General features: G+C 57.5%; 6 protein-coding genes. 4 read left to right on the plus strand and 2 right to left on the minus strand.

The genetic code is table 11. From position 1 onward, the window contains the following. Positions 1-68 precede the first annotated feature (68 nt). The 4 genes from NE851_RS07940 to NE851_RS07955 all read left to right on the plus strand — a co-directional run bounded on the left by NE851_RS07940 (position 69) and on the right by NE851_RS07955 (position 9,513). On the plus strand, positions 69-1,442 hold the full coding sequence (locus tag NE851_RS07940) for a BilD N-terminal domain-containing protein (RefSeq protein ID WP_254956411.1): 1,374 nt from the start codon (positions 69-71) through the stop codon (positions 1,440-1,442). Positions 1,443-1,569: 127 nt separating this feature from the next. Then, on the plus strand, positions 1,570-4,365 hold the full coding sequence (locus NE851_RS07945) for a PD-(D/E)XK nuclease family protein (protein ID WP_254956412.1): 2,796 nt from the start codon (positions 1,570-1,572) through the stop codon (positions 4,363-4,365). Beyond that, complete coding sequence (locus NE851_RS07950) at positions 4,365-7,517, plus strand: UvrD-helicase domain-containing protein (RefSeq protein ID WP_254956415.1); 3,153 nt, start codon at positions 4,365-4,367, stop codon at positions 7,515-7,517. Before NE851_RS07945 ends, NE851_RS07950 begins: the two co-directional genes overlap by 1 nt. A 766-nt stretch (positions 7,518-8,283) precedes the next feature. After that, positions 8,284-9,513 (plus strand): phospholipase D family protein, encoded by a 1,230-nt coding sequence (locus NE851_RS07955; protein WP_254956417.1) that lies wholly within the window; start codon positions 8,284-8,286, stop codon positions 9,511-9,513. Here the strand turns inward: NE851_RS07955 and NE851_RS07960 are convergent. Beyond that, positions 9,510-11,114, minus strand: coding sequence for a TRM11 family methyltransferase (locus NE851_RS07960; RefSeq protein WP_254956419.1), 1,605 nt, complete (start codon positions 11,112-11,114; stop codon positions 9,510-9,512). The two genes, NE851_RS07955 and NE851_RS07960, sit on opposite strands and share 4 nt — an antisense overlap. Further along, positions 11,111-12,505 carry a DNA methyltransferase gene (locus tag NE851_RS07965; protein ID WP_254956421.1) on the minus strand — a complete coding sequence of 465 codons (1,395 nt, stop codon included), beginning with the start codon at positions 12,503-12,505 and terminating at the stop codon, positions 11,111-11,113. The genes NE851_RS07960 and NE851_RS07965 overlap by 4 nt, the downstream gene beginning before the upstream one ends. Between the last annotated feature and the right edge of the window lie 222 nt (positions 12,506-12,727).

Consider the following 12,727-nt stretch of genomic DNA (forward strand, 5'->3'; position numbering starts at 1 on the left):
CGTGGTGCTCGGCAATGGCGTGATCGCGGTAGCGAACGTCCGTCGCCGCTACACATCGGGTGGTGGCCGTGGCGTTAGACAGACAGATTGCACGACTCTCCAAAATTCTTGTTGATAGTGAAGGTATTACCTTCGATGAAGCACAGGCGCGCCTGCGCCGCCTAACGCTGGAAATCGTGGTCGGCGACGATGCTATGACACCAGCGGCCCACGCTGCGATACTAACGGCAGTATCGGTAGGCAGCCGCACCTTTGTCGGCGGTGTGCGTCTCGTCGGGGCGGTCGAGCAGCGGTTGAATTCGACGCTGCCGCTCGGTGCGCAAACGCTTTCTGATGCGGCCGAACTCGTCGGTGCGTCAACTTTCGCAGGACCGCCAGCGCAGAGAATCCGGATCGGCGCAACCCCTCAACCACCCGAGGAGGGCTGGATCTGGATGTGGTGGAGTGGCTGGCGTGCTGGGGTTGCTCCGAGATGCACTCCTTGCGACGATGGCCGGAATCCGCTTTCAGGGATTGCTGCAGGGGCGCTCGCTGTCGGTGCCGCTTTTGATGCAGTACGGGGTCGTGCCGTGGAGGGTTCCAAGGAGGTCGACCTATGGCCAACTGCGGCGGGCGAAGTGCCGCCGGTCTTCGCCGACGTGTTCCTGCCTGGCGCCATATGGTTGGTCGGCCTCGGCAATCTCGGTCAGGCCTTTCTCTGGGCACTGGCGGCTTTGCCCTACGCTGACCCATCTGACGTCGAGTTGGTTTTGCAGGATCGCGATAAGGTCAGTGAAGAAAACTGGGCGACTTCGGTGCTGGTCAGGTCCGAAGCCTACGGCGAGCTCAAGACCAAGGTTGCGGCCGCCTGGGCTGAGGCGAGGGGGTTCGCTGTTCGTCGCGTTGATCGAAGGCTTCTAGCGGGAGACGTGCTGGAAGACGATGATCCGCGTATCGCGCTTTGCGGTGTCGACAAAATTGCATCGCGTAGGCTCATGGCACAAACCGGCTTTGAGTGCATTGTTGATGCGGGGCTCGGCCGGAAAGCATCCGACTTTAATCGCTATCGCGTAACGATCTTCGACGCTCAGCGATCGATCGCTAGACACTTTGAGGGGCAAGCGGATACGACCGATGGGAATGTCATCCCCGACGAAAGCGCCTATCATCAACTTCAAAACGAGGTTGGCACTTGCGGAACGGCCGAGGTTGCTGGGGCAAGCGTGGCCGCACCGCATGTAAGTGCCATCGCCGCGGCGGTGGCCGTCTCGCGCCTGATTGCGATCACTTCTGCCTGCGCTTGCAGAGTAACAGAGGTGCGGCGCCTATCGGAGCGGGGCCCCAAAGCTGGGCTCTACGCACCTATCCAGGTTCGCGCCGCTCGGCATGCCGGACGCCCCATCAATTTCGACACCACCACGCGGTTGACCTGTGAATCCTTCATACAGTCTATTAAATCCTGACTGCGTGTACCTAACGAGCTTTTGATATTTGACGGGAGATCGTGACAGGTAATCAATCCCAACTTCGGGTGTATTTGCCGAAATTGATCCGCTACCTCACGTTACTGACGCCATCTTCCGTCGAAGCATGGTTGGGATTTCAATACGCCGCTTTTTCTGTGTTTCAGACCACGGTAGGTCTCGCCTACCGAGCAGGCCTCGTGCAATCTGTAGTAGGCGAATCGGGAATCAGCAAATGCAACTCATTTTCGGCTTGGCAGTGGATGGTCGAATTTACCCGGATGCGCACGAGGCGGCCGGATCCCTGGATAAAGACATTGTCGGTCCCCTTGGCCTGGTCCAGATGCTTGAAACGCAGCTCGGAATGCTTGCGCCGAGCGTTTCGAAGGCGGTGCGTATTTCGACTTATCTTGCAAAGCTTCGCTCTTGCGGTTGCGACCGTTTCTGGGCCTCGTCATTTTCGAAAGATCCCTGGTCTACGGCCGCCACGATCCTCGAGTGGCGCGACACGCTGGTGGGCGGCAGCTGGCGTGGTACAGCGATCGGCAGCACCCGGCTCGACGATTTGGCTGCGGTAGAGGCAGTCGAGCCAACATTGCCGGCGGGCCTGGAAGACCGCGCCATTGCTTTGCTCGAAGTCCTCGGAACGCGCCCTGGCCTGAGAATTCGCCAAATCGGTCTGGCAGACCGGCGCGATCTTCTGCCGCCACTATGGGCTCGTATGTTTGCGGCTCTCGAGGCCGTCGGGATCACGATCTTTGACTACGAGCAGCCTGAGCTGGCGACAGAGGACTCTGACCTGCGCATGGTGCAGAGGGTCCTGTCAGGCGAGCCCGCCCAACCACTCGCCGGCGACGGCACTTTCACAATGGTTGAAGCCGATACGGAACTCATGGCGGCTGAAACGGTCGCGGACTGGTTGGCTGCCGTGCCGTCGGAGGACCTCCACGGAACGGTCATTCTCGCTTCGGACGGCGATACCGCGCTCCTCGACCATGCCTTACGGGCAAGGGGCGTTCCAGCCCTCGGACTCTCCGCGTCATCGCCTTGGCGCGGAGCGCTGCAGGTCCTTCCTTTGGCTTTTGCCGCCGCGTGGCAGCCCTTCGACCCCCGCGTGCTTCTGAACCTCTTCCTCCTTCCGCGGCCTCCTGTTGCGGCCTGGGTAGCGCGTCGGCTCGCGCGCGCGCTCGGCGAAGAGCCTGGCATCGGTGGCCGCGTCTGGCGGGAAGCATGGGCCCAAATCGAGGGTCGCCTGCTCGAAATCAATACGCAATCCGACGCGGATACAGCGCGCCGGAAAACCGACACGACGCTCGCGGAATGGCGAGCATGGACGGAGGTCGGGCGCTTTGCGAGAAGCGAGGGGATTCCACTGTCGGAGGCGATGGCGATCTGCGGGAGAGTGGCCGCTTGGGCGATGCGTTCGGACGGTGGCGAGGGCCACCGCTTGCTGATGGCAGTCTCGAATGCTGCAGCCGCTGTGTCTGACGCCCTGAGTCGCCTGGAGCTTTCGGTCATTCCCGCCCTCCTTCTCGAGCGGGTTGTCTTGCAAGTCCTGTCGGAAGGCGTTCCCAATCCGGACCATTTCGCGGAAGCTGGCGCTGTTCGTGCCATCAAAACGCCGGGAGCATTGTGGTCCTCGGCTCGGCGCGTCATCTGGTGGAACTTTGTCGGTCCTGGCGAGAAGATTGCCATCACGCCGTGGGACAATGCCGAGCGTGAAGCTCTCATTGCCAATGGAGTGGAGATAGAAGTGTCGCCCGCGATCGCGAGTCGAATAGAGGCGGCCCATAGCGGCGTCATCCGGCGTGCGAATGAAAGCGTCATCCTCGTGCGTCCAGCACTTGCGCGTGACGAGCACACGACGCTTCATCCCATGGCGCACCGTTTGCGGCCTCTTTTGAAGGAAAGCGGTTCGACGATCAGCTTCAAAGCCGAACGGCTTCTGCGTGAACCTGATGCTGTGCTTGCCGGCAGAATGCTCACCCGACAGCTTTCCGAACGCCAAATGCAGCCGCCGGCCGGGGTTCCGGTCTGGACGATACCGCCGGGAACGACACGCCTTGCCGACACCCGTCGCGAGAGCGCGACTTCGTTGACACGGATGTTGAGCTGTCAATTGAGCTGGTTCGCCCAGGATATTCTCAATCTTCGGCCGGGGCGTTTTGCGGAAATCCCAGGCACCGACCAGCTCTTCGGAAATCTGGCCCACGAGATCGCCCGCCGGCTGCTCCTTCCGGGCGCACCACCGGCCGAAGCCGGTATCAGGACGGAAGCAATCAGGCATTTCGAAAGCCTGCTTCCCGAGATCGCAGCGCCGCTCCTTCAGCCCGAACATGCCGGCGAACTCGCGGCCGCTCGCGAAATGGTGCCACGTGCCTTGGAGGCGCTTGTTCGCCTGCTCCATGCTCAAGGTCTGGAGATCGTCGGTTCGGAACTCGATCGGGAAGGTATCCAGGGGCGGCTCCTGCTTCAGGGCAGGCTCGACCTCCTGGTTCGTCGCGGCGACCGGATCGCAGTTCTAGACCTCAAATGGACCCGCTCCGAACGACGATATAGGGAGGAAGTCGCGTCCGGGCGTGCCATCCAGCTAGCCGTCTATCGCGGGCTCTCGGCCGGCGACGGGACAGGTGCTCCTGGAGGCTATTTTCTGCTGCGCCAGCGGCGCATCGTCGCCGGTCCGGGCTCCATTCTGACCGGCAACCCTATTGAAGCGGATATCGATGACCTCGCCACGCTTGGCCATGTGACAAACGATTGGCGTCTCTGGCACGATCTCGCCACGAATGGGACTCTGATCGCAGCCGGTTTCCCCGACACAGGTGATCTGCGACCCGCTGGACTTGCCATTGAAGCAGTGAAAGAACCCTGCCGGTTCTGCAATTTGCGCGGCCTCTGTCGCGTCTACGAGGAGCTTGTTTGATGTCGCGACTGACGACGATTACCGCCGCCGCCGGCGCTGGGAAGACGACCAGGATCGTCAACGACATCGCCGACGAGGTCCTGGTGCGCACGCCCGAACAGATCCTTGCGACGACCTTCACGATCAAGGCGGCAGATGAACTTGTCGAACGGGCCCGCGCCAAACTGTTCGAGCAAGGCAAGGCGGACGCAGCTGCCCAGTTGCTGGGTGCGCGCTTCGGCACTGTCAACGCGGTCTGCAGCCAGATCGTCAACGAATTTGCCATCGACCTGGGGCGCTCGCCGTCGACCAATGTCATCGGCGAATCCAACATGTCGCTGGTGTTCAGCGTGGCCGCGGATGCGGCAATCGCCGCACGTGCCGAGATCCTGAACGAGCTCGCCGACCACTTCGGCTACAATGATCCTCGTGCACCGGGCACGGGAGAACCAGCTGACTGGCGCCGGACGGTGCGCGGTATCGCGACCCTCGCGCGGGCAAACGGAATTGAGGCTGACCAGTTGGCCTCGTCGGCGCAGCGATCAATTGAGGCCTTTCTGGCATGCTTTCCGCCTCCGGCAGCAGACGGCGCGGATCTGGATGCCGCATTGGCCAGTGCCTTGAACGACGCCGTCGACATGCGGCCCGCGGTCGTGAGCAGCACGGGAGCGGATTCGGTCGAGGCGATCAGAGCGGCGCATGAACGTATTTTGCGCGGCGAAATGTTGAGCTGGTCGACTTGGGCGCGTTTGACCAAGGTGAAATGCGCGCCCACCAAGGACGGGCAGCCTTACAATCAGACGCTGACCCGCCTGATCGCTGCAGCGGGACGGCACAGCGAACATCCTCGGCTCCGATCTGAATGCGAGCAGTTTATCACCGAGACGTTTGATTGCGCAGCCGAGGCGTTAATCGCCTATCAGGATTGGAAGGCCGAGCGTGGGTTGCTCGATTTCACCGATCAGGAAGCCCTTGCGCTGGAAATCCTGAAGACGCCGGATTTAGCCGCAAGGCTCAAGGAGCGCGTCAGCCGTGTCTTCGTCGACGAGTTCCAGGACTCGAGTCCCCTCCAGCTTGCCGTTTTCACGCTTCTCGGGGAGCTGGTCGATGAAAGCACCTGGGTTGGTGATCCGAAGCAGGCCATCTACGGCTTTCGCGGCGCAGACACCGAGCTGACCCAGGCCGCATTCCTCGGTGCAGGCGGAAGGCCTGAAGACAATCCGGTCTTGTCCAAGTCCTGGCGAAGCCGGAAAAGCCTGGTCGATCTCTTCAACGCGATGTTCACGCCGGTCTTCGAACGGATGGGGCTGCCAGCTGCACAGCACGCATTTACGGATGCGGCACGATCGGACGTTGGCTTCGATAAACCCTCGGCCGGCTGGTGGTGGCTGATCGGCAAGGTCGAAGAGCAGGCACAAGCCCTTGCAGAGGGCATCCGGCAAAGCTTGGCAGAGGCCGACAACTGGCTTGTCGAGAACGACGAGCACGATCACAGGCCGATCACGCCGGGCGACATTGCCATTCTCTGCCGTTCCAACACGGATGTCGGCCGTTTTGCTGCCGCCCTCAGCCGTGCCGGTCTTCCAGTCGCAGTCGAACGCCTAGGGCTCACACGTACGCCACATGTCGAATTCGTACTCGCCGCCTGTCGCCGCGTGGCTGACGCGACGGATCGCCTAGCCCTCGCCGAGCTCGCCCGTTTCTTTGCCGATGATGCCGGCTCCGATGTATGGCTGCAGGCTGCTACCTCTGACGATGCCGACGCAGCGCTGCGGGCCGAAGTGCCGATATCGGACGCGCTCGTACGGCTCGCGAGTGAACTGCTCAATTTCACGCCGGCTGAACTGGTCGATGCCGTACTCGCCTTGCCAGCGGTACTGAGCCATATCGAGAGCTGGGGCGATACCGCGATGCGCCTCGATGACCTCGAGGCCTTGCGCGGCTTCTCGCGTGCCTATGAGGGGGAGTGCGCGGCATCCGGCTCGCCGGCGACACTGCAGGGACTCCTGCTTGCGCTCGAAGGCGCCGAGCCGAAGCGGCCCCCGAGCCTTGCCAGTGATGCGATTCAGGTCATGACCTATCACGGATCGAAAGGCCTCGAATGGCCAATGACGGTCCTAACCGGCCTTTCCTGGGAATCGAAGGCACGGTTGTTCGAGCCGGTCGCTGAGACGACCGGCGACCTCGATTGGCGAAACCCTCTGTCGGAGCGGTGGATCCGCTTTTGGCCGTGGCCTTATGGCCAGAGTGGAAAAGGCAGCGCGATCGACGTGGAGGTTACCAACTCGGAGACAGGCCGGCGCGCATTGCAACGCGCTGTCGAGGAAGACACAAGGCTTCTCTATGTCGGCGCGACCCGCGCCCGCGACTATCTGATCTTTGCTCCGCCAGCTAAAGGACCTCTGAACTGGCTGAGCCTGCTTAATGCACCCGAGGCCGCTGCATATCTTGTTCCTCCCCAGAGTGACGATAACCAGCTCGGCATCGGCAACGAGAATTTCACGGTCGATGTAAGGGTTCTTGCGACGAGTGGAGTGGCGATGGAACGTGATACGCCGCACACCTTCGTTCGGGCGCGGGCGACCGAACCGCCGGTCAGCTTGCCCCTGTTCCTGAAACCGAGCGAAGCTGACGGTGGAAGCTGGAAGGTCATCGAAAGGGTCGATCTCGGCGGAAGGCTCCCGATTGACGGGATCACCGATATAGCAGCCTTGGGCGAAGCCCTCCATTCAATCATCGGCTATGATGATCCAGACCGCGACCGAGACCAGCGGCTGGAAGACGCGTCATCTATCTTGAAGCGTTGGAACGCCACTGGCTTTAAAGCGGATGATGCGCTGATCGCCAGCGAGAGACTGACCGATTGGCGCCGCAGGCGATGGCCGTCGGGGAGCGGAACCGCGGAGGTGCCAGTCATCGCTCCGGTAGCCGCTCAAGTCCTCAAGGGTCGCATCGACATGCTGGTCGAAATCGAGATTGATTTCGCTATTATCGACCACAAAAGCTTTCCCGGCCGTTTTGAACTCTGGGAGGAACGGGCTGTTGGTCACGCGCCGCAGCTTGCTGCCTATGCGAGCGCGGTTGAAACAGCTAGCGGACGACGCTGCTCGGAACTCTGGATCCACATGCCCGTAGTTGGCACATTGTTTCGCTTGGCTCCCAGTGATGCGTGATCTCTGAAGGCCAAGCCATGGCCGCCGGCACGGCGTCGGCCAATCTCCATTGTCAGCGTTGAGGTTAAGGTGCAGCGACTCAACGAAGTTTTTTGTCAGGCTACGACTTCGATCGAAGGTCTCTACTTTCATCTACCAGCTGATGGAGGCGATCCCATAGTCCGCGAACGCGTATATTGCTATGAATTGTATCACCAACTCCGACAGATCTGGCCGTTGGACACTCCGTTCATATAGAACGGTGAAGTCGATAAACAAGGACAAGCTCTGATCAAGGCAACCGGCGCCCGTCTCGCCTCGCCGGATCTGCTGATCCACATCCCGGGATCGATGGAAAACAATCATGCCATGATTGAGGTGAAACCTGGTTCTGCGCGGCTGAACGGCATATGTAAGGACATTATAACGCTATCTGAATACCGTCGCCTCGCGCGATTTACCTTTTCTATGGCGAACTTCCAGAACGTCTGATCACCAGAGCGATTGAGATTGTCACAAAAGTCAACGGGCCGATCGTTCCCATCGAGTTGTGCTTCCACCCTCATCCCGGCGCACCGGCCGAGTTCGTCGGCACATTTGATTCACGGTGACTCTGCGTAATGCGCTTTTAAAATGCCTGGGTGCACTAATGTGTAAGCACCTGCCATTGGCTCACAGCTCAACAAACAGGGAGAACGTCGGTTCGGCCGGCAAGTTTACAACGCAGCCTTGCAGCTTTTTTAAGCATTCAGTCCTAAGTAAACCTACTCCAAGAAGGGCAGGGAATATGAATCCATCTTTTGTTGCACATCCCGATCACGAATTTAGAATCGGCGACTTTCTCCGAGACGGCTTCCGCGATGAGCGCTGGACAGAGTTTCGGGCAGCTGTTGCGTTTGTGAAGCGTTCAGGAACCAAACACATCCGTGAAGACTTGGCGAAGTTTCATGCGAAGGGTCATACCATAAAGATTACGGCAGGTATTGACGCTGGAGGCACCTCGTCCGAGGGCCTGGCTGATCTAATTGAAGCGACGGAGGGATCTACCTCTCTGTTCGCGTTTAAGAATGCGAATAGCTCGACATTTCATCCGAAGGTGTATCTGTTTGCCAATGCAAATGAGGCCGAGGTCGTCGTTGGATCAGGAAACCTAACTGAAGGCGGCTTGTTCACAAACTATGAGGCAAGCCTTAAGACCAAGCTTGATTTAAATTCGAAACCTGATGCGGCCCTATACAATGCGATTTTGGCGACCCTGAGTGTCTGGAGCCAACCGGCCGAGGGACTCTGTTACGTCCTCACCGCGGAGTTACTGAAGCGCTTGGTCGCGGAAGGCTTTGTCCCTAACGAACTACAGATCCGGTCCTCGTCCGGGAAAGCTCGCTTAGCGACAAGCGAGCAATCGCTTTTTGCCCGCCACGCCGTGCGGTCTGCCCCGGTCGTGAAATCTGCTGACGCACTTGACGAATTAGAAGACGAGCCAGAAGACGAACCGGGTTTGAAAGTAGAAGTCAGTCCGCCGGTTGCGGCGCAGCCCGGCCAGTACACCGTCTTCCTGATGACGCTTCAAAAGACTGATGTCGGCGTTGGTCAGACCTCGGAAGGCACCACAAGAAGATCGCCTGAAATTTTTATTCCACTTGCCGCTCGCAATATGGATCCCCTATTCTGGGGATGGCCAGATCAGTTCGTTACAGACCCGGACTGGGACAAAGCAAAGGACGGCGAAGGTCGTGGAAAAATGGACCGAGCTGGCGTAATGGTTCGTCTGGGCGGGGCAATTATTCCTGTCCACCTGTGGTACAATCCCCTGAAAAGAGATCTTCGTCTGCGTAGTGAAAGTCTCCGAACAGCTGGATCTATCGGTGACATTCTGTACATCGAGCGTAGCACCGGAGAGGCTGGCTTCTCCTACTATGTCGATATCGTACCTGTGGGCAGCCCCAAGCATGTGGACTACCTCGCCAGATGCGACAATACCGTTCGGAACTCGCTTAAGGTATTCGGGTACCTCTAATCTGGCTTCTTCAAGCAGATGATCTCTTCAGTTTTCATTGCATTCTTTCTGAAGATATCCCGAGAAGATAGCATCTCCATTGATATAGAGGGGGATGCTACAAAGCCCAACGAAACCCCAATATCTGAAAGCAATGATGCTGTAGCGATATCGACATGTTCTCCGCCAGCCACGGTATGGTTGTTGCCAACGACTAGATACGCGTGCCCACCCGTTTTTAGAAGCTCCAGCGTCGATTGCAGCACTTCTCTCATGTCAAAGAAATATTTTGCCAAGAGCGCCGATAGGTTCTTGCGACGAAAGCCCGCGTTACTCGTTCGATTTGCTGTATCAATGCGATTAATGAGCGTGACAACGCTGTCGGGCAGCTCTGCGCTTCGTTCACGAAAATCCTGAAGATATGCGAGTCGGTTACGCTCACCGATTTCTCGGTTTCCAATCATCTCTAGGTCTCTACGCCTGTGATCGGACTTCTCCAACAAACCCAGATAATATAGGCTCAGCCTATCCGTATCGAGGTATGGTAGCGCGGTGGCGTACGGCGGAGATGTGATGACCACATCGACCCGCCCCTTGTAGCCGGAAAAAATCTCTGCCGCTTTTCTTGCATCGCCCGGCGTTATCGTGTGTTTCGGCTTAGGGCGGCCGCCATCCTGATATAGAAATGCTAGGACAGCTCGGACCGAACGACCAAGCTCTTCCAAAAACTCCTTTTTGGGATCGATCTCGACATCAAGACGTATGTCTTTCCGTACTCGGAGGTCGTCATCCTTCTGCCAAGAGATGGACCGGACTATGTTACTTAGGGATATCAGCATGAGATTGCGTGCTGGAGCGTATTCAGTCGCTCGTACCAGTTCCGCTATTTCATCTAGGCTAGCAAGAACCTCCTCGGCGAACCATTGCTTGAGATATTTCTGATCTGCTTCGGGAAGTGTATTTAGGTAGCTAAGGACAGGCAGGATATGAGGCTCAGGCTCCAGCAACGTAGATCGAATTTTCTGATATTCTACAACGATCCGCTGCGGGTCGGCTGATAAAAGATCAGTTTTCGTCTGTCCCAAAAGTGAAGACAAGGGGTTCATATCAAGCCCCAAGCCTTCACAGCCGCTAAGGACAGCTTCTACGATTGTAGTTCCGCTCCCGCTCATCGGGTCGAGGACAACTCCACCTTTGCAGGTGCCAGAGATATTGATGAGCGCCCTGACAAGCTGCGGGAAAAACTTCCCCCGATATTCATGTATGCCGTGGGTGCCGTAGCGAAGGCAACGACGATTTGGCAAAGCAACCTGATCTCCGAAAGGCAGCGACTTTCTCAGTTGCTCAAGGTCAATCCCATTTCGGACTACGTTCACGGTGGCTTCCCGCAGCGACTGGTCAGTCACGCGTTGTTCCTCATCATCCTCAACAATCTCCCAGTACGCGAGCGCTTGCGATAACTCAGAGACCGAGACGTCCGTCTGCACGTTGACGCTTAGCGGGACGTCACTATTGATGACAGGTATTACTGATGACTTAGTGATCGCCTCTAACTCTTTCAGAGCGAGAACCCGTTCAAACGGCTGGATATATTCTTTAATCCGGCATGTGACGGTTCTCATCTCGCGCCCCCAGTGTGCTCAAGGACCAGGATGTCCTCTTGTTTAATTTTGCCGATCGCGGGATTGAACGACTTCTTTGTAGCCTGAATAGTTCTGACTATCCGTCCTACCTCGCGGTATCCGCTAGCCGCGCCAATCTCGGATATTAGATCCGCGTTCTTAATGATCTCGCCCTTGAGGGTGGAATCACCAACAACGAAACAAGCGTGAGCGCCCGGCTTAAGGAAACCTGCGAGCCATTCAAGAATACGCGCGAACTCAGTACGAAAAGTGTCGGCTGTTGCCGCGTTTTTTCCCGGACTGCTGTACTTTCGATGACTTCCTATCTCATTCTGCTTGAAAGTAGGCTGATCCATAGAAAGCCAAATCATGCGTGTCATGTGGTAAAGATGGTAACTGAAAGCGTTAGGATATGGAGGTGAACACACCATAAGATCCAAAACGGGTATGTGGGGGCGATCCAGTAAGTTTGCTTGCTGGATGACGTTGTTGAACCGCGGCTCAATCAAATCAGACAACTCAGCAACAGCTCGCCTAACCTGCGCCAGTGATTTTGCAAATTTTCTGAACACCTCCCCATTGGGAAGTTTTTTGTCGCGTCGAACGTATCGAGTATCAGAATCCTGCCACGAGACCGCAACAACGATAGCTGAGAATGCCGTTAATGCGGCATTTCGGGCAGCCGATGCTCTTATTTCCCTGCACCAGCTGAGGATCTCAGCCAGCTCTTCTATGATGTGCTCTGCAAACCAAAAATTGAGCTTATTGAATGATGGCCGCCACGCTTTAGACTTGAAAAGCTCACGGGGAAACAGCTCCTCCTCGATAGCCGTCGAGAAGTTCTCACCCATAATTTGAGCCTTGTCGATGAGGCGGGACAAGATTTCCAATTCCGCGTCTGTCAGCGCGCTAGTCTTGGCGGTCGTGATCAAACAAGCGAGAGGATTTGCATCTAGCGAGACGGCGTGTCGCTTAAGGGTGAGTGCCTCCACAGGAGTCGTGCCGCTCCCGCAGAAGATATCTCCGACGGTATCTCCCACTTTGGAGAGCTCCTGAATAAGAGCGTTGGGAATCTGCGGGATAAACTTGGCGGGATACGGATGGATGGAGTGCGTGAGGTAATTTGTCTTCGCGCCAGCGAAGTCCCAGTCTAGTTGATCCAATGTAAAGTCGGCTTTCGAAAACTCTGGGGAGGTAACAGCTCCACTAGATGACTTGATTTGAGTGGCGTAGGCGAGGACGGCATTGGCATCGGATTCTGAAAACGAGCGCCAGCCATTTCTGTCGCGCGACGGCTCTGGCACGATACCTTGGCGCAACCAGCGCAGAAGCGTGTCGCGATGAATTCCCACACGTTCCGCCACTTCCGCAGTGCTCAACAAACCAGCCATTCACGTCCGCCAATGCATATAGGTGCATATAGTTATCTACCTTCTCATAGATGATTTTATCGCAATAGTGAAGCGCCTTGGGGTACAGAAATAGTGCGAGGTAATCCGACAGCGTGCAACAGTTCAGAGATTTCCGACGACGCCGGGAATGCAAAGGTTTCGCCTGCCGGCGACTGCGGCCATCCCAACGTCCGCCACCGCTGAAACTCATGATGAAGTCTC

This window comes from Rhizobium anhuiense bv. trifolii, assembly GCF_024346605.1.
Lineage (GTDB): Bacteria > Pseudomonadota > Alphaproteobacteria > Rhizobiales > Rhizobiaceae > Rhizobium > Rhizobium anhuiense.